General features: G+C 40.9%; 14 protein-coding genes and 2 tRNA genes. 11 read left to right on the plus strand and 5 right to left on the minus strand.

The features are described 5' to 3' along the window. The first annotated feature begins 48 nt into the window (after positions 1-48). The 8 genes from HXT36_RS00385 to murI all read left to right on the plus strand — a co-directional run bounded on the left by HXT36_RS00385 (position 49) and on the right by murI (position 13861). Entirely contained in the window at positions 49-5949 is a 5901-nt protein-coding gene (locus HXT36_RS00385; RefSeq protein WP_421778822.1) for a S8 family serine peptidase, read from the plus strand. A gap of 120 nt (positions 5950-6069) precedes the next feature. Further along, positions 6070-7410: an exodeoxyribonuclease VII large subunit gene (gene xseA, locus HXT36_RS00390; protein WP_116438739.1), complete on the plus strand. Its 1341-nt coding sequence runs from the start codon at positions 6070-6072 to the stop codon at positions 7408-7410. A gap of 80 nt (positions 7411-7490) precedes the next feature. Then, the gene (locus HXT36_RS00395) at positions 7491-7802 is read left to right on the plus strand and encodes an exodeoxyribonuclease VII small subunit (RefSeq protein WP_032817070.1); all 312 of its coding nucleotides are present in this window, start codon (positions 7491-7493) and stop codon (positions 7800-7802) included. 117 nt (positions 7803-7919) lie between these two features. Next, a tRNA-Arg gene (locus HXT36_RS00400) sits at positions 7920-7992 on the plus strand. An 86-nt stretch (positions 7993-8078) separates the two neighbouring features. Next, positions 8079-8378, plus strand: a complete 300-nt coding sequence (locus HXT36_RS00405) for a type II toxin-antitoxin system RelB/DinJ family antitoxin (protein ID WP_421778823.1) — start codon at positions 8079-8081, stop codon at positions 8376-8378. Then, positions 8378-8683: a type II toxin-antitoxin system mRNA interferase toxin, RelE/StbE family gene (locus tag HXT36_RS00410; protein WP_016635844.1), complete on the plus strand. Its 306-nt coding sequence runs from the start codon at positions 8378-8380 to the stop codon at positions 8681-8683. Before HXT36_RS00405 ends, HXT36_RS00410 begins: the two co-directional genes overlap by 1 nt. Before the next feature lie 263 nt (positions 8684-8946). Then, complete coding sequence (gene ileS, locus HXT36_RS00415; RefSeq protein WP_421778824.1) at positions 8947-12357, plus strand: mupirocin-resistant isoleucine--tRNA ligase; 3411 nt, start codon at positions 8947-8949, stop codon at positions 12355-12357. Positions 12358-13078: 721 nt separating this feature from the next. Further along, entirely contained in the window at positions 13079-13861 is a 783-nt protein-coding gene (murI, locus tag HXT36_RS00420) for a glutamate racemase (RefSeq protein ID WP_421778825.1), read from the plus strand. A gap of 31 nt (positions 13862-13892) precedes the next feature. Here the strand turns inward: murI and HXT36_RS00425 are convergent, their stop codons facing one another. Then, on the minus strand, positions 13893-14519 hold the full coding sequence (locus HXT36_RS00425; protein ID WP_415680728.1) for a vitamin K epoxide reductase family protein: 627 nt from the start codon (positions 14517-14519) through the stop codon (positions 13893-13895). A 79-nt stretch (positions 14520-14598) separates the two neighbouring features. On the opposite strand from HXT36_RS00425, the gene HXT36_RS00430 reads away from it, so the two are divergent. Further along, entirely contained in the window at positions 14599-15495 is an 897-nt protein-coding gene (locus tag HXT36_RS00430; RefSeq protein ID WP_016787355.1) for a PHP domain-containing protein, read from the plus strand. 47 nt (positions 15496-15542) lie between these two features. Here the strand turns inward: HXT36_RS00430 and HXT36_RS00435 are convergent, their stop codons facing one another. Together HXT36_RS00435 and HXT36_RS00440 are read right to left on the minus strand one after the other, a co-directional pair. Then, complete coding sequence (locus HXT36_RS00435) at positions 15543-15767, minus strand: DUF3107 domain-containing protein (protein WP_020758939.1); 225 nt, start codon at positions 15765-15767, stop codon at positions 15543-15545. 9 nt (positions 15768-15776) lie between these two features. Continuing rightward, positions 15777-17345, minus strand: coding sequence for a phosphotransferase (locus tag HXT36_RS00440; RefSeq protein ID WP_421778826.1), 1569 nt, complete (start codon positions 17343-17345; stop codon positions 15777-15779). A 150-nt stretch (positions 17346-17495) separates the two neighbouring features. Between HXT36_RS00440 and HXT36_RS00445 the strand changes: the two genes are divergently transcribed. After that, positions 17496-19136, plus strand: coding sequence for an ATP-dependent helicase (locus HXT36_RS00445; RefSeq protein WP_421778827.1), 1641 nt, complete (start codon positions 17496-17498; stop codon positions 19134-19136). A 53-nt stretch (positions 19137-19189) separates the two neighbouring features. On the opposite strand, the gene HXT36_RS00450 is transcribed toward HXT36_RS00445, so the two are convergent. Beyond that, positions 19190-20983, minus strand: coding sequence for a zinc-dependent metalloprotease (locus tag HXT36_RS00450; RefSeq protein ID WP_421778828.1), 1794 nt, complete (start codon positions 20981-20983; stop codon positions 19190-19192). Positions 20984-21231: 248 nt separating this feature from the next. Between HXT36_RS00450 and HXT36_RS00455 the strand changes: the two genes are divergently transcribed. Beyond that, a complete protein-coding gene (locus HXT36_RS00455) occupies positions 21232-22149 on the plus strand; it encodes a PDZ domain-containing protein (RefSeq protein WP_421779255.1) in 918 nt (305 codons plus the stop codon). Here HXT36_RS00455 and HXT36_RS00460 read toward each other — a convergent pair. Next, positions 22140-22213: transfer RNA gene (locus HXT36_RS00460), tRNA-Val, on the minus strand. The two genes, HXT36_RS00455 and HXT36_RS00460, sit on opposite strands and share 10 nt — an antisense overlap. Between the last annotated feature and the right edge of the window lie 90 nt (positions 22214-22303).

Genomic DNA, 22303 nt, shown 5'->3' on the forward strand with positions numbered 1-22303 from the left:
GCTTGTGAAAAATATTTTATAAGTATTTCATTGAAGGAGAGCGTATTTATGAAGTTCAAAAGAGCATCATATTTAACTCGCTTAGCTGCATTAGGAGTTGCTACAGCAACCCTTATTGCTCCATTTGGTGCAGCAAATGCTGCGGATACTAAGAATTCAGTTAGTAATAACAGTGCTTATGTAAATGATGCAAATGCATCTTCTATTAAAAATCAGTTTAGAATGTATAAAAATAACTCTGTAAGCCATAAGCTTACTAGATATGAGAATTTATACTTAGATTCAAATAAAGCTGCATTGCTTGAAAAATATGCTATAAAGAACAGTGCTAGCGTGCCCAATAAGCCTATTGCTGTTATTGTTACTCTGCGTAAGCAGCCGAGTCGTCCTTCAGTTGCATCGGAAAAATCAAATAAAGATGAGCAAAATCGTTTAATTGATAAATGGCGTAAAAAGTACAATATGAGTGTTCGACGTCAGCTTGGATATTTAATGAATTGCTTTGAAGCAACAATTCCAGCAAACCGTATGCAAGCTTTACGCCATGAGCCAGAAGTTAGATCTGTAGAAAAAGAGCGTTTATATTATCCGCTGGAAAATTTTGCTCGTGAGCTTCAGGGTCTTACGCAGGCTTTCCGAGAAAGTAATAAAAACTTAGATGGTACTGGCATGTTGGTTTCAATAATCGATACTGGAATTGATATTAACAGTAAAGATATGAAGCTGGATTCATCTGCTAAAAGTGCAAAAAAGTTAAATCCACAACCAGGATTTACAGATAAAGTTCCTGCAGGATTTAATTATGCAGATGAAACTAATGAAGTGAAAGATAATCATGCTGAACAGCATGGCATGCATGTTGCTGGAATTGTTGGAGCTAATGGAGATGAAGAAAATGCTCCTGCAGCTAGCAATCATCGTGTTAATGGCATAGCTCCTAATGCGCAGCTGCTTGCTATGAAAGTGTTTTCTAACAACCCAGATATGCCTGGATGCCGTGATGCGGATGTTGTGGCAGCTATAGAAGATTCTGTTAAGCTTGGTGCCGACGTTATAAACATGTCTATTGGCTCCGATAATGGACTTGATTCTACTTCAAGTATTGCTGCGTTAGCGTTAATGAAGGCTAGAAAAGCTGGAGTGTTGCCTGTTGTTTCGGCTGGAAATTCTGGATTGAACTTCTCGAATTCTGGTGGATTAGATGATGTGTTTGGAAAATGGGATGATGGCACTTTGGGGTCTCCATCTTCCTTCCCAGATGCTTTTAGTGTTGCTTCTGTTGAAAATTCAAAAGTTACACAAACCAAGGCGCAATGGTTTGTTAATAATGCATCTGCTACAAACTCTGGTTCTAATGATGCTAAGAAAAATGATTTTCCTTACTCACTTTCTACAGGTGTAGCTGATGGAAAATCACATGAAATTGTTGATATTAACCTTGGTAAAAAAGATGATGTTAAAGACCTTAACTTAAAGGGTAAATATGCATTAGTTAAACGCGGAGATATTGCGTTTACAGAAAAAGTTAATAACGCAAAAGAAAAAGGTGCTGAAGGTGTTGTTGTATACAATGTAAAGGATGATCCTACTCAATTCCTAGATATGGCAGGCGTCGATAAGATTAAAGATGTTTTTGTAACATCAATACGCTATGAAGATGGTGAGGCAATCTATCAAGCAATCAAAAAGAATAATGGAAAAGTGGAAGTAACTTTCACCAATGATTTCGTTGCTATTGCTAACCCAGATTCGTTAAAGCCATCTAGATTTACGTCTTGGGGTCCAACTCCAGATCTTAATTTTAAGCCTCATATTTCTGGTATTGGTGGGAATGTGTGGTCTACTCAGAATGATAATAAGTACAGAAGTATGTCTGGTACTTCTATGGCAGCCCCAAATATATCAGGTCTTTCTGCTCTGCTGATGGAAAATTATAAAAAGCGTTTTAAGGGCAAAGAACTTAAACCTTCTGAATTAGTTGATCGTATTGAGCAAGTGTTGATGAATACAGCTAAGATTCTTACTCGGGATGATGGTAATAAAAAAGTTCCGTATGCTCCTAGACAAATTGGCGCTGGTTTAGCGCAGCTCGACAAAGCCATTAAGACGGATGTTGTTGCAACTACTAAAGATAGTCGCAGCAATGAAAGTAAAGCATATGCTTCTCTTTATGAGTTAAAGCAGGGTGAACGCAAGTTTAATGTAACATTGCACAATTATGGTTCTGAGAATGTTAAATATAGCATACCGAATCAGGTTGTTGTAAACGAGACAAATAAACCTGGTGAAAAAACATCCACATTTGTGAACGATAAAGAAACATTAACTGCAGATAAGTCTTCCGTAATTGTAGAGGCTGGTAAAACAGTTGATATTACTTTCACATTGAATCCTCAATATGGGGAAAACCATTACATTGAAGGATGGGCTTGCTTAAAGTCTAAGACTAAAGGTCAGCCTGATTTGTCTGTTCCATATCTTGGTTTTGTTGGTAATTGGAATGCTGAGCAGATTTTGGTTAAACCTGGTGAAAAGTATAAGAATGCTGATAAACCAGCTAAGCCTGTTAATCCTGCACAAAATCCTTCTCCTGCAGCTCCGAACCAGTCTTCCGATGAAAGTAATGGTGAAATTGATTCAACTACTGCCCTTATGTCTGATTCAGCAGACGGAAGTATGCAAGTTAAGATAAATGGATCTAAACGATTCATGTTCTCACCTAATGATGATGGATGGTATGATTTAATCACACCATATGTGCCATTATTGCGTAGTGCGGCAGATATTCGCTACGAGATTATGGATGAAAATGCAAGCAAGGTATTACGAGTTTTAGGTGAAGACCACAATGTTTCTAGACCTACTTTGCCTTCTGCAGCAGATTCAATGGGCCATGAAGGTGTGAATGGTCGTTTTGATGGTAAGCGTTATGATCCGAAAATCGCGCAGTTTGTGCGGTTTGAGGATGGAAATTACGTGTATCGCATTCAAGCTCGTTTGGGCAAAGGCTTTCAGTGGCAAAACTACGACATGAAGTTTGCTCTAGATACGCATGGTCCTAATGTGAATGTTTCCGACCGTGATTCTAATGGCGTTGTAACAATCACTTTAAGTGATAACTTAAGTGAAGATCCTGGTCTTCCAGTTATTCGCCGTGTTGGTGATGATGATGTATTTAAGTATGATGATGCAACTGGTTGCACTTTAGATAAAGTACATCATAAGCGCGTGTGCAAAATAAATGTTGGTAACACAACGCCATTTATTTCTGTTGTTGCTAAAGACGCAGGAATGAATGGAACTCGTGTAGTTAAAGTGTTTGCTAATAAAGATCATAAAATCTTCATTTCTCGTCGAAAGGAAATGGACGGGAAGATGGTTGGAACATCTGTAGTGCATGACAATAAGTTAAATCTTGAAGGTTATGTTTCTGATGATGTTAAATCCATGAAAGTTCTAGCAAGTTACAAGAAATACGATGGATCAATTGTTAAAACAACAGTTAAAGTGAATTTAAATAAAGCACCAAAGTTTACTGCTAGTAATATAAAAATAGTACGTGGTGAAAACACTGTAAAGGTGCTTGGATTCTCTGATGATAAATGCAAAACGCAAATAGCTAGCGAAGAGTTTACGTTAACATACAATCCAGAGCGTCCGCGTATTAGTGTTACTAATACGGATAGTGGCGATAGTGATGGAAGTTTGCCTGTTTTGAGTGATGGTAGTGTAACTGTAAAAGGCAAAGTAAAAGATAGTTCACAACCTAAGCAAAAGCTTGAGCTAACAATTCGTTACCAAGTGGATAAAGTGAAGCAAGCAGCTGGTTCTACTGATCCTGGTTCTTCTAATTCAAGCAGCGAATCTGCTGATGATGTAGATGACACTGAGACAAAAGAGGATCCAGTAACGATTAATTCGGATGGAACATTTGAAGTAACAGTAAAGCCTTCTGCTAAGGCGTATCAGGTTACTCTCTGCGCAAGTAATGGTCAGAATCTTAAAATTAAGTCTGTTAAGCTTCAAGGCCGTAACGAGCCGAACTTTATGGAAGTAAGCAATGGCGTGTTCTATCCAAGTAATGTAACTCCACTTGGAGCAAATATTTGGATGATTAATCCTATTACTGCAGGACCAAGCTTAGACTCCTTTACTTTGCAAGGTACTGTTGGTCCAGATATAAAGAGTGTAGAATTTACTCCTTCTACGCGTCTTAATAAAGATGGCAAGTATATGTTAGAGTCAGCTATTGCTGCAAAGATAGACAGTCAAGCGCATAGTTTCTCTATTGATTTGCCAATGCATACTGGAATTAATGATTTCCGTGCTGTTGTAAAAACTGCTGATGGTAATAAGCTTATGGATTTTGCAGTTGCTTTCTTGTTTGATAAAGAAGCTCCAAAAGCTACTTTTGTTAATCCACAATTATATGGTCATACATTGTTTACAAACAAAGATACCGTAAAGTTTAAGGGTAGTGCTCAAGATAACGCTTCTGGATATAGGCTTTCTATCAATCATTCTGTTGTTGCAGAGTTTACTTCTCTGGAAAATGGTGATGGCCCAGAAGCAAACAAAAAAGAATTTGAGCGTGATGTTGATGTAGAAGATGGAGATCATGTTTTTCTTGAGCTTGAAGACAAGGTTAATTCATCTGTTTATGGTTCCATTCCAGTTGTTGTTGATAAAACAAATCCAACTGTAGATGTGAGCATGAAAGACGGTGAATCAGTAGAAGGTGACTATACTGTTGCTGTAAAAGCTAAAGATGCAAATCTTAAATCTGTAGCTGCATATGTTGATGACAAGCCAATCGGTGCTGTTTCTAATACGAATTTAGCTCCTCATCCTGTAGAGAGCACGTTGCTTTCGTTAACTCAAGGATATAGTTCCTATACTGAAGTAGATAAACCTGAAAAGGATCATTTGGAATTAAAGGCAGTCATTCATGCTAAAGATCTGGCAGAAGGTAATCATATTCTTCGCGTAGAAGCTATTGATTATGCTGGAAACTCAGCTGCTGGTGATAATCAGCGAACTTCCATTCCGTTTGTTAAAAAGAAGCATGCTGAACCAGTTAAGCCTGATCATTCTAAGCCAGATGTGCCTGGTCATAATGTGAATCCAAATGTTCCAAAGAAGCAAGAAATTCCTGCTCCTCCAGATGCAAACGCTCATGTTCCAGCAGCTCCTAAGAGTGTTGTTGAATTAACAAAAGCTCTTAAGAGCAATCTTTTAGTTGGTAAATATGAAAACAATGTTGCTCGTGCAGGTGTCGAAAATCCTATGAAGCTTCGACTTAGCCAAAATAGTGACATTATTGAGCAGCTTAAGAAGAATAAAGTTGTATATGCATATGCGTACATTTATTCTCTTCCTGTTTTGTTGCATGGCAAAGATGGTGCTAGCTACGTAAAGGTTGTTTTGGATGATAAAGGTCAGCCTCATTTTTATGCTGAGATTCCAGAAGGATATTCGGGTAAACATACAATTGTTCTTATTGATAACAGAGGATTACAAATTGCTTGGACTAATGTGTGGGTTATTCCAGCTAATGCAACTTCATTCGATGAGACTATTGCAGAATATAACTTGATACATTCTGAAAGTCATTATGGATTTACTTTTGCGTCTAGTGATGAAGATTATGAATCTGTAAGTAATATTGCAGATAATAATGAGGTAAATGGTTCTGAGACTAACTCGGGAGCATATGCAGGTGCTAATGGTAATGCTAATAGCAATGTTAATGGCAATAGTAAGAATGCTAATAATAATGCTAATTCTTCCTTAAGTAACTCATTGTCTTCTTCAAAGAACACTAATACAGAGGGAATGCTTTCAAAGTTAGGTGTGACTGGTGCTGGAATAGTATTCACACTGGCTACATTGGCTTTGTTACTGCTAAGTGGCACTTTTGCACTTTTTGTTCGCAAAATGCGCATGTAAAGTGTTAACTAGTTACCTTTAAGTCTAAATAGTTATATTCCCCATGTGTAACAGCATGGGGAATATTTGGTTAGTGCGCTTTATGTTTTGTATGTTCATTTGTTAAATTGGCGTGTTTGCATGTTTGTCCTTCTTAACAGTCAAGCTGTAAGCATGACATTAAGTATGGTGTTGCAAGAATTGCAAAATGAGCATCAAGGCTCAGAGTTGCAGCCTAAAGCGCAATCTAATCGCACGCTACCTTTGCGTGCAAGCGAAACAAGTGCAGAAAATCCTTGGCCAGTAAGCGTTATAAGCCAAAAGTTCCATGGTGCTGTAGAAAAGTGGCCTGCGGCTTGGGTAGAAGGTCAGATTGTTGAAATCAACATGAGAAGGTCTACGTCTGGCTACGTAACGCTTAGAGACAGCAACGAAGACGTTTCAATCTCCATAATGGGCTTTAGCAAGTTTGTTCAGCAAGCGAAAGATTTGCGGCAGGGCGATAGGGTAGTTGTTCACGGCAAGGCAGATATTTGGGTAAAAGCAACACGATTGAGCTTTGTTGCCGATGAAATTAGGCGTGTTGGTGCTGGCGACTTAAAAGCGCAAATAGACGAGTTGCGCAAAAAGCTTAAAGGCGAAGGCTTGTTCGACGCGGAAAATAAGGTGCCGCTGCCCGAGTTTCCAAAGTGCATTGGACTGGTGTGTGCGCCTCAAGCTCGAGCCGAGGGAGATGTTATTACAAACGTCAATTTGCGATGGCCTGTAACGCGTTTTAAGGTGGTTCACGCGCATGTTCAGGGTGTGCAATGCCCAGCGGACGTTATTGCTGCCATTAAGCAGCTAGACGCAGACCCAGAGGTTGATGTGATTATTGTTGCGCGCGGCGGCGGTAGTTTTGAAGATTTGATTGGATTTTCTGACGAGGGCGTGGTTCGCGCTACGGCTGCTTGCGTAACTCCGATTGTTTCTGCGATTGGTCACGAAGACGATTGGACGCTGATTGATTTGGCGGCAGATATGCGAGCTTCTACGCCTACAGATGCAGCAAAGCGTGTTGTTCCAGATGTTAACGAGCAATGGCAGTTGATTGATAACGCCTTGCAACACGCGCGCATGAGGATTTCTGCGCGAGTTAGCAACGAGATTCAGCTTATTGAAGGCTACGCAAACAGGCCAAGTATTACTCAGCCAACCACTATGTTGGAGCCGCACGAGTTGTTTGTTCAGCAAGCAATTGAACGCATGAGGCATGGTTTGGTGCGGTTGCTGGACGACGCTAGTTTGACTGTTGAAAAGGCACATGCCAGCATTACAGCTCTTAGCCCGCAATCAACGCTTAATCGCGGTTACGCGGTTGTGCAAATTAGCGGCGGGAAAGTGTTGGACGATTCTAGTCGTGTAAAAACTGGCGACGATATAACAGTTACTCTTAAAAGTGGCTTGATCACAGCTAATGTTACTTCTGTAGAAAAGTCGTAAAGTTGTAAAGTCGTAAAATCGTAAAATCGTAAAATCGTAAAATAAAAAAAGTTTTAAATAAAAATTAGAAAAGGATGATTATGAGTGACGAAACTACGCGCGAAAATGGTGCAAAAGTTGATGCGATTAGCACGCTTAGCAGCGAAGAGCGAGCTGCGATTGACGCAATGCCTTACGAAGAGGCGCGCGAAAAGCTTGTGCAAGCTGTTAAAGCGCTTGAGGCTGGCGGTTTGACTTTAGATCAGTCTATGCATCAATGGGAGCTTGGAGAGGCGTTAGCAAAGCGTGCGCAGGGCTTGCTTGCATCGGTTCGCGCTAAGTTGGACGCGGCTCAAGCGGAGCAGTCGGCTACAGCAGCAACTGCTGGAACGCAATCAAATCTTGAATCGTGAATCTTGAGCGCGTTATAGCGCGTAAACCACGCCATGGTGTATAATTGCCATTTGTTGCTTTGCAAGAAGCGTGCGCATGTTTCGTTTTGCGTGTTGTGCGCTGCAATCAACTAAACTGCCTCGGTAGCTCAGTGGATAGAGCACCACTCTCCTAAAGTGGGTGTCGTCAGTTCGATTCTGATTCGGGGCACTTTTTATTACTTATTCGCTGCAAGTGTCATGCGTGTGTATAATAGACGTATATTATACGTAATTATGACAATGAGGGGTGTGTTTATGGTTGTTTCTACGGTAGCAAGAATTAATTTCAGAACAGATGAGAAAACTAAACAAGATGCAGAAGTTTTATTTAATGCTTTAGGTCTTGATATGTCTACTGCGTTAAACATGTTTCTTAAGCAGGCAGTGCGTGAACAAGCTCTACCTATTAGTCCTTCGCTCGTTACGTCTGTTCCCAATGAAGCAACGCTTAAAGCTATGAATCATACTAACAAAATTATCAATGGCAAAATTGCTGAAGATGGCATTGTTTTTAGTAATGCTAATGAAGCTAAAGCATTTTTGGATAATATGTAATGAATATTATTTTTGATACTCAATTTCAAGCAGATTTACGGAAGTTGCTTCGAGATAATCCGTTAATTAAACAAGAATTAGAGGACTTAATCGATAGTATTTATGAATTTGAAGGAGTTCCTGAATCTTACAATCCACACCAATTGAGTCATCCTCGTGGAATGTACAGTGGATATTGGGAATTGCATTTGCAAGAAGGAAAATTTGATGTAATTCTCATTTATAATTATCGATATAATGTTCCTATTATTAGGTTTGTGCGAATAGGATCTCATAATAATTTATTTCATAATGTGCATCAATGATATTTTGAAAGTTGCCAATGTTAGGGGATAGTGTTAGATTATTTCTAACTTAAGCGATGATCCGTTATCGGCGGGGAGTTTTCGGAAGAACGGCGAGGATTCGTAAGGTTCTCGCTTATTAGAACCGACGGGGTTGGCCCGTATAGCCAAACACGAGAGGCTGCAAACGTTGCATAAGCATTTTGCAGCAAGCGAGGTGGTACCGCGGCAATAACTGTCGTCCTCGCAGGGAAATATTAACCCTGTTGAGCGAGGAGAGCACAGTGAGCGAATCCACTAATCCAGCAGCAAACGCGTCCGAAAAGTCATGCGCAAATAACGTATATCCAAAGGCAAGTGTTTCTGTATCAACGCAAGAAAACGCCGCCGCGCAAGTTGCACCGAATCCTTCCTTCCCAAAGCTTGAAGAGTCCGTTCTTCAATACTGGGATGCAAATAACACTTTCCGCAAGTCAATCGAATACCGCCCGTCTGGCAAGGGTAGCCAAAACGAGTTCGTGTTCTTCGATGGCCCTCCATTCGCAAACGGTCTTCCTCACTACGGTCACCTTCTTACAGGTTATGCAAAAGACGTGGTTCCGCGCTATCAGACTATGCGCGGACGCAAAGTAAACCGCGTTTTTGGCTGGGATACTCACGGTCTTCCTGCAGAGTTGGAAGCGCAGAAAGAGCTTGGCATCGAGTCTGTTGATCAAATCGAAAAAATGGGCATCGCAAAGTTCAACGATGCTTGCCGCGCCAGTGTTTTGAAGTACACAAACGAGTGGCAAAACTACGTGCATCGTCAGGCTCGCTGGGTTGATTTCGAGCGCGGTTACAAGACGCTGAACATTCCATACATGGAATCCGTAATGTGGGCGTTTAAGCAGCTTTACGATAAGGGCTTAGCTTATAAGGGTTACCGCGTTCTTCCGTACTGCCCAAAGGACCAGACTCCACTTAGTGCGCACGAGCTTCGCATGGATGCGGATGTGTACCAGAATCGCCAGGATACCACTGTTTCCGTTGCTGTTAAGCTTCGAGACGAAGATGACGCTTACGCAGTATTCTGGACCACCACTCCTTGGACAGTTCCAACAAACTTCGCAATCGTAGTTGGCGCAGACATTGATTACGTGGAAGTTCGTCCAACCGAAGGCAAGTTTGCTGGTAAAAAGTTCTACATTGGCAAGCCTTTGCTTGGATCTTACACTAAGGAACTTGGCGAAAATTACGAGGTTGTGCGCGAGCTTAAGGGCGCTGAAATGGCAGGCTGGCGTTACTACCCAGTGTTCCCATACTTTGCAAGCGAATCTGCGCTCGCCGAAGGTGGTACTCCTGGTCCTAATGCTTTTACGATTTTTACAGCAGATTATGTTGACACTGCAGAAGGTACTGGCCTTGTTCACCAAGCTCCTTACGGCGAGGACGATATGAACACGCTTAACGCGCACGAGATTCGCAGCGTTGACGTGCTCGACGCAGGATGCAAGTTTACAAGCGACTGCCCAGATTACGAAGGCTTGTACGTTTTCGATGCCAACTTGCCAATTTTGCGCAACTTGCGTGCAGGAGACGGCCCGCTTGCCAAGATGCCAGAAGATCAGCGCGCGTTGCTATTCCAAGAAAAAAGCTACGTGCACAGCTATCCTCATTGCTGGCGTTGCGCAACTCCGCTTATTTACAAGCCTGTTTCTAGCTGGTTTGTTTCTGTTACAAAGATTAAGAAGCGCTTGCTTGAGCTTAATCAGCAGATTAATTGGATTCCTGGAAACGTTAAAGACGGCCAGTTCGGTAAGTGGCTTTCTAACGCTCGCGATTGGTCGATTAGCCGTAATCGCTTCTGGGGTTCGCCAATCCCAGTGTGGGTGAGTGACGATCCAAAGTATCCGCGCGTAGACGTGTATGGTTCGTTGGATGAGCTTAAGGCTGATTTTGGCGACTATCCTCGCGACGACGATGGCAATGTTAATATGCATCGCCCGTATATCGATCGCCTTACTCGACCAAACCCAGACGATCCTACTGGAAAGTCGCAAATGCACCGCATTACGGACGTTCTCGATTGCTGGTTTGAGTCTGGTTCTATGCCTTTTGCACAGTTCCATTATCCTTTTGAAAATAAGGACTTCTTCGAAGAGCACTTCCCATGCGATTACATCGTTGAATACATTGGTCAGACTCGTGGATGGTTCTACACACTTCACATTATGGCTACGGCTCTATTTGATCGCCCAGCTTTTAAGAACGTGATTTGCCACGGCATTGTGCTTGGTTCCGACGGTCAGAAGATGAGTAAGCATTTGCGCAACTACCCAGATGTTAATGGCGTTTTCAACGAATACGGTTCGGACGCAATGCGCTGGTTCCTCATGTCTTCGCCAATTTTGCGCGGCGGCAATTTGATTGTGACTGCAGACGGCATTAGGGATACGGTTCGTCAGGTTATGCTTCCAGTTTGGAGCTCTTACTACTTCTTCACTTTGTATGCTAACGCTGCAAATGGTGGTAAGGGCTACGATGCTCGTATGCTTCGCGCAGACGAGGTTGCAGGCCTTTGTAACATGGATCGCTACTTGCTTGCTCGCACGCGTTTGCTTGTTGAGCGCGTAGAAAAGTGCTTGAACGAGTTTGCGATTAGCGATGCTTGCGCGGCAGTTGGCGATTTTATTGACGTGCTTACGAATTGGTATATTCGCGGCAGCCGTGACCGATTCTGGAATGAAGACGAGACTGCTTTCAACACGCTTTACACTGTGTTGGAAGTGTTTATGCGCACGATTTCCCCTCTTGCTCCTATGGAAGCGGAGGCTGTGTGGCGTGGTCTTACTGGCGGCGAATCCGTGCATTTGGCTGATTGGCCTTATTTGGTTGAGCCGCAAATGCTTTCAGATGGCGAGAAGAACCCTAAGGCTGGCGAAGTCACTGAGCTTGGTGCTGTTCTTGCTCACGACGATGCTTTGGTTGCTGCTATGGATAAGGTTCGCGAGGTTGTTTCTTCTACGCTTTCGTTGCGTAAGGCAGAACAGTTGCGCGTGCGTCAGCCGTTGGCAAACTTGACTGTTGTTGCAGAAAATACTGCTGCTGTAGAGCCTTACGAGCAGGTGCTTGAGCGCGAGCTTAACGTTAAGAATGTTACATTCTGCACTTTGGAAGATGCAGGCGACCACGGTTTGAAGATTGTTCACGAGCTTAAGGTGAATGCGCGCGCAGCTGGTCCTCGTTTGGGTAAGCAGGTGCAATTTGCTATTAAGGCTTCGAAGAGTGGTGATTGGCGTGTTGACGGCTCTGGTGTTCCTGTTGTTAATACTCCAAATGGCGAAGTTGCGCTTGAACAAGGCGAATATGAGCTTGTAAATCGCGTTGAGTCTTCGGATGCTCAAGTGGCTGCAAATACTGCTTCTGCTGCAATGCCAACTGGCGGTTTCGTTATGCTTGACACTGCTTTGACTAGCGATTTGCTTGCGGAAGGTTACGCTCGCGACGCTATTCGTGCTGTTCAAGATGCTCGCAAGGAGAACGGTTTAGATATTAGCGATAGAATCTCTTTGACTTTGAGCGTGCCAGCTGTGGACGTTGCTAAAGTTAATCAGTTCCGTGACTTGATTGCGGAAGAAACTTTGGCTACAAGCTTAGAAGTTACAGAGGCTGATCCTAGTGCAACCGAGCTTAGCGTAAGTCTTAAGCGTGCGTAAAAGCTAAGTATTGTATAGTGTGCCTTCGCGTTATGTAGTTAGCGCGGAGGCAATTTTATTTTGGATATATAAGCAATTAGGCATTTATTTGTTTTGTGGCGTGCGTTTTGTTGGTCTTCGGATTTCGCCTAAGTGTAGGCGAAATCGGGGTCGCGCTTGCGTGGAAAGCGTATTAGCTTTCCACTTTGAGCAAGCGCTATCGCATTGAGTCACTTTTTCACGCTACAGATTTGTGTAATGCGTCATATCGTTCGCGCGGTCTACGCGCGCTCACGTCTTCGCCGCGCAGAAGCAGTGCTTCTGCTTTGAGCGGCTCAGCGAATCGAAGTGCATTCGCGCGCTACGCTTTAAGCGCTCATGCAAGTCGATTCGCGCTACGCTTCAAGTGAAAAAGCAAGGTGATGCGACACTCCGATTTCCATACCTTCCTATAGATTCGTTATAACAACAGTACAAATTTACTCATGTTTGTATTTGTCAGTTTTATAAGAAAACATGCAACACTTTGGGCATAAATTCGCCATTGCATTAGTGGGGACGCTCCATATGTGCGCAGCGCAGTGGGCATTGGTAAACCCGTGGTACTTAGCTACTAGGTTTATCTCTGCCACTGCTTGCGTTTCACTAAGAATTTCTACACGCGCAATCTTATTGACTCCGTCTTGTAAAGCTTATGTTTGTGCTAAAAAGTAACATAATAAGAGTCTATTAGGAGGTTTTTATGACTTCATGCGCTCCAATTGGTGTGTTTGACTCAGGGCTTGGTGGCATTTCTGTAGTTCGTCAACTTCACGCATCTATGCCTAATGAGCGCATTGTTTATTTTGGCGACTCTGCAAACGCGCCTTATGGCATAAAAACTCCTCAAGAAGTGCGAGATCTTAGTTTTAAGATTGTTGAGCATTTTGCAAGTCTTAATGTTAAAGCTGTTGTAATTGCTTGCAATACTGCCACTTCTGCTGCTGTAAAAGATTTGCGCGCACATTACAATATGCCGATTATTGGCATGGAGCCTGCTCTTAAGCTTGCTTGCGATTTGGGTGGCGGCAAGCCTCAGCGCGTAATCGTTGCAGCTACGCCTTTAACTCTTAGAGAACGCAAGTTTGCAGAACTTATGAATCGTTTTACGCAAAATCACAAGATTTTTTCTAGACCGTGCCCAGATTTGGTAGAAATTGTGGAAAATGGCGATTTAGGCAATAAAAATATTGTTATGAGCGCTTTGCACAAGTATTTTGATTCTTACGATTTAACGAATATTGATTCAGTTGTTTTAGGATGCACTCATTTTGTGTTTTATAAAAGCTACTTCCGTGAGTTTTTGCCTGATTGCGTGAAGATTGTAGACGGTAATGATGGCACTATTCATCATCTTAAAAGCGTTTTAGAATCTAACGATTTGCTTGCGCCAATCGAAAATAGTGGAAGTGTTCTGCTTACTAACTCCGATTCAAGTAATCGTATTGCTAAGCTATCGCAATCGTTACTTAATGGTGATTTCTGATTGAAAATTAAATTGCGACTTTACTTGCGACTTAAGCAAATATGGCATTGCCGTATTTGCCTAAAATAAGCAATACAAGAGCAAAAATCCAAAGCAAATCCACAATTAAATCGTAATTTAGTCGGTAGTAAGCGCTTAAAATCTTATTTTTTAATCCAATCTCTTGCACACTAAATGTTGCGTGTGTAAGTGACATAAATTGCAAAGTTGTGCAAAACATTAAAACAAGGCACCACGGGCAAAGAATTTGTATAACAAACATAGATTGCGTAAACAGCCAATAAGCGTACAAGAGTGCGCATAATCCACCAATCCAGCTAAAAGTTGCTAGCCATTTTGGAAGTTTTATTTTTGCTATTCCAACTACAGCAAGCGTTACGAAAACGCTTTCTGCTGCAATTCCAAAGAAAGCATTAGGGAAGCTTAGTTCTCCAAATCTTATGAATTCCGCTTGCCAAGATTGAGCCACTTTAGAGCACGAAACAACGGTGTTTACGTCGCATCCAAGCGCTTTGTGCGGTGCGCGTGCAAGAGCTAAAGTTTCGGAAGAAAGTATTAGCGATGTTAAAAGTGCAATTGCGGATGAAATAAGCATAATCATGTAAACCCAAGCGGCAGAATGTCGCCAAGAATTCATGCGATTATTGTGGCTACCCATAAACACTCCTCAAAGCGCTAATGTATTTAGATATTGTTTAGACTTAAAAACGTTACATGCCACAGTTTACGATAATTATATGACTGTAATAGGTAGTAGTGCGAATAACGATTTTAATTTGGATTCTAAATCGCAAGATTTAGGGTGGGATTTGCATTGTCATACTTTATATTCCGATGGCACTAAAACTCCAAAAGAATTAGTAGATGAAGCTAAAAATCTTGGTCTTAGTGGAGTAGCTATTAGCGATCACGATACTACTGCTGGTTGGCATGATTTTGAAGAAGCTGCTAAAAACGCTGATTTTCCAGTTATTTTTGGATCAGAGATAACATCTGTAGAGGGGAATATATCGGTTCACATGCTTGCTTATAACTACAATCCAAATGACGAGTGCATTAATGAAATGTTTGCAACTACAAGAAAACGCCGATTGGAACGCACGCGCAAAATGGTTGACCTTATGTCGCACGATTTTCCGATTACTTGGCAAGATGTTCTTGCTCAAGCAGGACAAGGTGAGCTAACTACGATTGGTCGCCCGCATATTGCAGACGCTCTTGTTGCTGCAGGCGTTTTTGAAACAAGGTCGCAAGCTTTTGCAGGTCCTGTTGCTCCACGCGGCCCATACTACATTCCAACGCCATCTCCAAGTGTTGATGAAGTTATTAAAGTTATTAAACACGCTGGGGGAGTAAGCGTTATTGCACATCCTGCGGATTATAGCAGGAATCTTGTTATTCTTTCGGACTCTCAAATAGAACACTATGCAAGCGTTGGCCTTAATGGATTAGAAGTATATCATCGTGGCAACTCTTTAACGCAAAGACAAAGACTATTGGAGTTAGCAAAAGACTTGAATTTGCTTGTTACTGGCGGCTCCGATTGGCATGGAAGTGGCAAGCCAAATAAAATCGGAGAAGAAACAACAAGTTGCAATGTTGTTTCTAAAATCCTAAATTACCAGATGAATTAAAATTGCGCTGTTAAAACGTTATAAACGTGTTAAGTGTTCTAGCAGTGTTAAAACGCGTTAAAACCAACTGTGTGAGTTGGCGTATCTCCTATAATTGCATATGCAAAAGAGTCTGCCATAATAAAAATTTTTCGATTGTTTTTATCTGTAAGATTAATCGCTTTTGCGTCTTTAATAGCGCTTTCAATAATGTTTTGTATATCTTGCTCGCTTTGATCGCTTTCAAAGCTAATAGTGTCTTTTACGTGCTTAACGCCAATTGTTACCTTCATTTTTGTTCCTTAATTGTTTTCGCTGTTTTCGGTATTGTTTTCTAGTTTGCTTTTTGCATCTTTAATAGCAAGCTCTGCATCTTTTAGCATTGGAATAATAATCGTTGCTGGCTTGTCTAAATCTTCATTTTTATTGCCATTATTTTCATTATTACCATCATCTTCATTATTCTTGCTATTGGCGTCATCACTATTTTCTGCATCAGCATTATTGCTACTGTTGGATTCGTTGTTTGAATTGTTATTTGCATCGTTAGATTTACTAACGCTGCTTATAACTTGCGTTTCTAAGCCGTCTGCAATAGTGGAGGTTTTAGTAGCAGCTTCAGTGGAATTAGTGTTGTCGTTTATAGTTATAGTTTGTTCGTATGTATTATCTTTATAATCTTTTTGATCTTCTTGCTTGAGCGTTACAATAGTTTTTTCGTTAGTAGCGTCCGAAGATATAGTATCGTCTTTAACAACATCATCTTTAATAGAATTATCTTTAACAATATCGTCTTTAACAATATCTCCTACAGTAAGAGAAGACGCTGGATTTGCGCTATTATTGTTTTGATTTGCGCTTGCTGCTCTAGAATTATTTATGCGAGTAAGCTCGTGAGCAAGACGTTCCACTTGCGCTTTAAATCGCATTATTCCAGTTGTATCTGCGCGTTGCAAAGCTTGAATAAAGTCTCCAACTTGCTCCATTTGCAACCAAAGATTTGCTCGAAGCATAATCATGCTGTCTAATCTAGACCCAAGTATTCTTCCATATGCACTTAGCAAAGCGTTTCTATGCTGCTCGTTAAGCTTTGCAAAAATCCACGCTAAATCGCGAGCAGGATCGTTGATTTGCATGCTTTGCCAATTGGTTACAGCTGTAATCGTGGAGCCAGAAAATAGAAAATCACCATCTTTGAATCCGCCGTGAACTGGGCAAGTGTCGAATGACCATAATCCATCAGTTTCTAAAACTCTAGACCAATTGTCTGTTATTTCTGTAGGAATATGGCCTGCTTGGCGCAATCTTTTAATCCAAGATGTTAATTGCGTGCGAATTTGACCAGTAGTAAAGGAAGGATAATCGCTTTTAGTTAAAAATGACGGACTTAGTCTATGAATCGCGCCTATTGCCGTTCCAGCGTTTACGCAATCATCTGTTGTAAGAAGACTTAATTCTCTTGCATTTCCGTTTAGATGATTACAAATAAGTACTGTTGGATTGTTAAAATCAGCTTCTCCTATGGAGCCAAAATGTAATTCGCTTTGACTTTGATTATTAGTAGAATCTTGTTGATTTGCTTGGTTTTGCTGGTTAGTTTGATTTGCCTTATTTGAAAGCGACCCAGGAACAAACTTAAGCATTTCTTCGTGAGCAAATCCAAGAGCTGCAAGCCCCTTAGTTTTTTGCAATACCCATGCTGCTCGTGCTCTGTCGTGCAAACGCTTTTGACCTTTAGTGTTAGAGCTAACAAAAATATCGTAAAGGCTGCCAGAAACGTCTTGAATAACAGCATGAGATATGCCAGCAGCGGCATCGGTGGCGTTTGCCTGCTCGCTTTGGCGCGTTCCGGCGAATTGTACTTCTGGCATGACCGATGAGGCCAGCGCTACCAACTTGAATCTGCTTATCTGTGTCACAGTTCAACATTAATACAAAGCAACGAGATATAGCTAAATAGCCTTTAACCACATTAGCGTTTTATGCTTTTATTTTTCTTTAATTGTTGTAACAATAGAATTATGATTTCTACTCAAGAGTCTTTAGAAAGCAAAAAGCGCGAATCTAACGAAAATCATGGTAAAGATTATGCTCAATCTTTGCTAGAAGGTTTAGATGATTCTCAACGCAAAGCAGCAATGGCGTTACAAGGGCCAGTGCGCATTACTGCATGCGCTGGAGCAGGTAAGACTCGCACTATTACACGAAGAATCGCGTACGCGTGTGCAAAAGGAGAGTGGGACGAAAATCGCGTTTTAGCTGTTACTTTTTCTGTAAAAGCTGCTAAAGAAATGCAAAATCGCCTTAAAAAATTAGGCGTAAATAATGCAACTGTTGCAACTTTTCATTCCGCAGCTTTACAACATTTAAGACGAGTTTGGAATGACGTTTGCGAAGCTCCTTTTCCAAATATAATGGATGATCCAAAAAGCGTTACTGAGCAAGCATTAAGTCATTACACAGATTTTGCAGATATGACTTCTGCGCAAATAAGAGATATTGTTGCGGAAATCAACTGGGCAAAAGTTAGTCTTATTGCGCCAGATGATTACGCGCGCGCATATTCTTGCGTTAGTCGAGATCTTCCTGCAGCTCTAGACGTTAATCAATTTGTTGAAACATATAAAGCTTACGAGTTAGAAAAAAACACAAGGAATCTTATTGATTTTAACGATTTGCTGCTTCTTGCGTGCCACATTTTGCGTGCTTTTCCTAAAGCATGTGAGAAAATACGTAGCAAAATCGGCTGGGTTACTGTTGACGAGTATCAGGATGTTTCTCCTCTTCAACATGAGCTTCTTAAATGTTGGCTTGGCAATAATCGAAATATTTGCGTTGTCGGAGATCCTGCGCAAACGATCTATTCTTTTGCAGGAGCGAGCAGCTACGATTTACTTGAATTTCCTAACGAGTTTGCGCCGCTTTGTGCAGACATTAATCTAAATACGGATTACAGATCTACGGAACGTATTGTAGGGCTTGCTAATCGGGTTCTTTCTAAGTCTGCTTTTAGATGTGATTATTTAAGACTTGTGTCAAAAAATAAGGGTGGCGCTCGCGTTACTAAAACTGTTTACAACACGGATTACGACGAAGCTGTTGATGTTGCTCAACGAATTTATAATGCTGTTAAATCAGGCAAAGCGTGCCCTACAGATTTTGCTATTCTAACTCGCACTAATGCTCAACAGAATATATTTTGCAAAACTTTGGGTGATTTAGGAATACATTTTTCTGTTAGAAAAGATGCTGGTTTGCAGATTGATGTTTTAGAAAACAATTTTGAAGATTCAAACGCTAGCGATTTGAGTGATTCAGAAAAATACGTCGAAAGTGGCGATGCAAAAGACATTGACTTTGCAAAAGAAAGCGAAAGCGAGCGCGAAAAAGTAGATTTAATCAAAAAATCTTTACTTCCTGTAACGATTTCTACGATTCATGCATCTAAAGGCTTGGAATTTAAGCACGTGTTTTTAATCGGCTGCAGCGAAGGCTTACTGCCATTTGGAAGCGTTAATAGAACTCAAGATGCAGACGAAGAAGAGCGCAGACTTATGTATGTTGCAATAACGCGCGCAGAAGCAACCTTGCACATATCTTATGCAATTTGCAAAGACTATGGCAACGGAATGCAAAGGTCTGTAAGCCACTTTTTAGAATAAATGCATTTATGCAATTGTTCTAACGTAAATAGCTTATAAATTAGTTTGTGACTTTATTCGTCGCTTTTTTGTTGATTAGAATCTGTGCCAGAGTCTTCGCCAGAATCCTTGCCAGAGTCTTCTTCGGAGTCTTCTTTAGAGTCCGCATTAGAATCTTGGTTTGAGTCTTGCTTATTGTTCTGGGTGTCGCTGTTATTATCGCTAGATGCCAATAATTTACTTAATTCGTCGTCCCAATTAACGTCTTTAAGTTTTTGCTCTAAATCGTCACTGTTCTTAAAATCTTCTAAATCAAGCATATTCTTGCTTAATTCTTCTAGATTAACGTTTGCTAAATTATTGCTATCTGTTTGTTCAGATTCTTTTTTAGTCGTGTTATCGCTGTTTTGACTACTATCGCTATTTTGACTATTCGTATTGTTTTGACTATTAGTGTTGTTTTCGTTGTTTTCGTTATTTTCATTTACTTTATTAGTATCGTCTTTATTATCTTCTTTATCTTTATTATCCTTATTATCTTCTTTATCTTCGCTAAAATCTGGTAATTCTGGCAAAAGATCTGGGTGGTTCCACATGGCATCGCGTTCCTCAATGCCTTTTTCGTTTGTAATCGCATCCCACATTGCAGCAGCTTCGCGCATTGCTCTAGGACGCAACTTTAATCCAGTTAAAGCTTGGAAAGTCATTTCGGAAGGGCCGCCTGCAGCGCGTTCTCTCCTAGTCATCTCTCTAAGCTGCTCAATGTGTGGAATGTGTGCCATTCCAGCACGCCAAATAACGCAATCAACCCAACCTTCACTAAGTGCAAGAAGTGTTTCTAATCCTTTTAATGCTTGTTTTTGACCTTCTGTATCGTTTCGAGCAATATTACATAAGTCAACAGCTCCCGAAATAGACTCTGGGTTCATTCCTTCAATATCTCTAAGCTGTTCTTCCATAGCGCTTAAGTCAATCGAAATTCCAGCTGCATACTTTATTATTAGTGCTTCAAAACGAGGCATAAGCCAAGGTGCAGATGCAAACAATCGTGCGTGAGCAAGCTCTCGCAATGCTAGATAATTCATAACTTCGTTAATGTCTAATCCCCACTTTTTTGCATAATCTATGCAATTGTAAGGAACAAGACCGCCTGCAGGGTTTTTAAGAAGTGAAATACCTTGATCAAAGCTTCCGCGAATCTCGTGAGATAAATTTCCAGCAGCATATCCTAATTGCATTGCAAAAGACGTGTTAGCAAGAAGGCTCATCATTTGTTCTGGCTTTTTTACGCCATCTGGCATAGGTATTGGCATAACGCCGTCGTATAATCCTTCTACTTCTAAGTCTTGGTCTTCTCCAAATTTTTCGGCAATAACATCCGAAAAAGCGTTACTAACCGATTTGGCAACAGGATTTGCAAACTTAATCCACGAATCTATAGTTCCATTAATCCAGTCTTCTCTTGAAAGAACATCGGGGGTTCCAGATACTGGATTTAGATTGCAATTCGCGTCTAGCCATAAGTTTGCTTCACTTAGCGCTCTTCTTGTTGCATCTGCAACTTGTGCGTTTACTGTACCGCCGTCTCCAGTTGCTTTTTGGCAAGCAAGCAATTGTGCAAGTCTTTTATTGATTGGACCTTCTTTAAGTGTTTCCGTCATCTCAAAAGGCGTGTTTAAGCCGCCATTGGCAAAGGCACTCATTAACGAATGAACTTCTTCTGGAGATGGAAGGCCTCCGTTTGAACATCTTGTAAGAATGTCATCGCGAACTTCAAAAGGAAGATTTTCAAAGTTAGACCAAGCTCTTTCTCCTTCTTCGGGGCCAAAGCAGCTAACAAGCCATTGGTGAATTTCTTCTTCGCTCATATTCAATCCTTATGAAGTTTGTACCTAAGTTAAATATATTTGCGTATATTTTATGTTTGTTTACATAGTTTTTAACTATACAGTTTTAACTACGTATAAAAGATTCTACTCGATACATGGTGATTTTTGCTAATAAATTAATAATGTGTATAACTTTTTCAAATTTTTTCAAAAACCGCATCTTGTGAGGGTTTTTAGAGTGTAGGTTATGCACATTTACATATACTATTAATTTTATGCCTAATAAGATGTCTAATAAGATTACGTACGTGTTTAATAAAATCAATAGAAATATATTCGCTACTCTTAAAAATACTGTTGGGGATCTTATTGAATATTTTTCCGCTAAGTCATTTAGGTATTTTGTTGGGTTATTTATTGTAGTTATGTCGATTATCGCGCTTTTTCTACCAAGTGCATACGTTGTTGAAGAACCTGGGCCAACTCAAGATGTTCTAGGAAAGTCTTTTGGAAAATATGTGATTAATGTTAAAAATGGCGCTGTTAAGAATACTGACTATAAATCTTCGTCAAAAAGTGGAAAGCTTCTTTTAGTAACAGTAAATACGTCTGGAATACCAGGTTACGAGATTCCAAATATATATGCGATTGCATCTTGGTTTGATTCTAAAAAGCAAGTTTTACCTAGAGAAGTTCTTGTTCCAGTAAATCAAAACGCAAGCGATTATAAGAAAGAAACAAATAAGCAAATGGCTTCTTCGCAATCTTCTGCGCAAGTGGCGGCTTTGGATTATGCGAAGAATCATCTTAATGTGAATGTAAAAAACGTAAAAATTAAGTTGCATATAGACGATATTGGTGGACCTTCTGCAGGCATGATGTACGCTTTGGGTATTTTGAACAAGCTTACAAACACAGATTTGGCTGGTGGAAAAATAATCGCTGGAACGGGAACCATTGATAACTCTGGGAAAGTTGGTCCGATTGGCGGTATTCGATTAAAGATGATATCTGCAAAAAGAGACGGAGCTAAATGGTTCTTAGCGCCAAACAGCAATTGCAATGAAGTTGTTGGGAATATTCCGCAAGGCTTAAAAGTTGTAAGCGTAAAAACATTGGATGACGCATACAAAGCGTTAGTAAAAATAAAGGCTGGGAAAAATCTAGATTCTTTAAGAACTTGTAAAGCGGAAAGTGGGCGATGAGGGACTCGAACCCCCGACATCCACCGTGTAAAGGTGGCGCTCTAGCCAGCTGAGCTAATCGCCCGCTTGAAACAAGATACAGTATGGTGTGTACTAGAACGTTGATTTGTGTTTTAGGCGTGTTTTGCGCATATATCATTTGCGTGTTTTGCGT

It is taken from the genome of Gardnerella sp. DNF01144 (assembly GCF_049244245.1).
Taxonomy (GTDB): domain Bacteria; phylum Actinomycetota; class Actinomycetes; order Actinomycetales; family Bifidobacteriaceae; genus Bifidobacterium; species Bifidobacterium piotii.